Source organism: Bradyrhizobium sp. NBAIM08 (genome assembly GCF_020193935.1).
Classification (GTDB): domain Bacteria; phylum Pseudomonadota; class Alphaproteobacteria; order Rhizobiales; family Xanthobacteraceae; genus Bradyrhizobium; species Bradyrhizobium yuanmingense.
The window spans coordinates 1-411 of record NZ_JADYVR010000841.1 but is presented as its reverse complement, the minus strand read 5'-3'; the positions used below and the strand labels follow the sequence as shown (position 1 = coordinate 411).

The window sequence follows — 411 nt, the reverse complement described above, 5'->3', positions numbered from 1 at the left end:
CGATGCGCCCCGCGCGCCAGTCAGCGGCAACGCGATCCACCGGCGCAAAGACGTCCTCCGCCACCTTCGGCATCGTCGCCGGCAGTCCCGGGCGGTAGAGCCACTCGTCGATCTCGGCAGCGGAGATCGCCGGTGCACCGGGACGCTTCAGGTAATCGAGCAGCCAGGCGCGGAATGTCGCCGTGTCGATGCTCTGGAACGCGTGTGCATCGAAATACTCGCGCAGGAACGCATCGAAGGCAGGCCTGCCGAAGCGTTCCTCGAGGAAGCCCAGGTACCACCGCCCCTTCTGGTAGGCGACATCGGACGTGCCCTCGTTCGGATCACGGCCGGCCAGTTCGAGGTGCAGCGCGGAATCCGCGGGATGACCGTCGGCCTCGAGATCCTTGATCGTCTGGACCAGTTCTTCGT

General features: G+C 66.2%; 1 protein-coding gene. It reads right to left on the bottom strand.

Translation table 11 applies throughout. The features are described 5' to 3' along the window. Positions 1-411, bottom strand: a 411-nt coding sequence (locus tag I6F37_RS42325) for a hypothetical protein (RefSeq protein WP_225154723.1), incomplete at both ends; no start/stop codon positions are given.